The sequence below is a fragment of the Thioclava sp. SK-1 genome (genome assembly GCF_001705665.1).
Lineage (GTDB): Bacteria > Pseudomonadota > Alphaproteobacteria > Rhodobacterales > Rhodobacteraceae > Thioclava.
Genome location: NZ_MDHA01000014.1, coordinates 1 through 368, shown reverse-complemented (window position 1 = coordinate 368; position 368 = coordinate 1). Strand labels below are relative to the sequence as shown.

Below are 368 nucleotides of genomic sequence, written 5' to 3'. Positions count from 1 at the left end.
AGATTAGCTTTAAGCAGGAACCCTTGGACTTTCGGCGACAGGGTCTCTCACCCTGTTTGTCGCTACTCATGTCAACATTCTCACTTCTGATCACTCCACCGGATGCCTTACAGCCCGGCTTCACAGTCAGAACATTGCCTCCGTTACCTCCGAGGAGGCAAAAGAGGCAGCGTTCTATATCACAGAACGCTCCGCTACCACGTGCACCTTACGGTACACATCCAAAGCTTCGGCTCGTGGCTTGAGCCCCGTTACATCTTCGCCGCAGGACCTCTTAACTAGACCAGTGAGCTGTTACGCTATCTTTAAAGGATGGCTGCTTCTAAGCCAACCTCCTGGTTGTTTTGGAAGTCCCACATGCTTTCCCA

The 368-nt window shown here is 51.9% G+C and carries 1 rRNA gene; it reads right to left on the bottom strand.

The window, feature by feature from the left end:
* Window positions 1-368, bottom strand: a 23S ribosomal RNA gene (locus BFP70_RS00570); the annotation flags it as partial.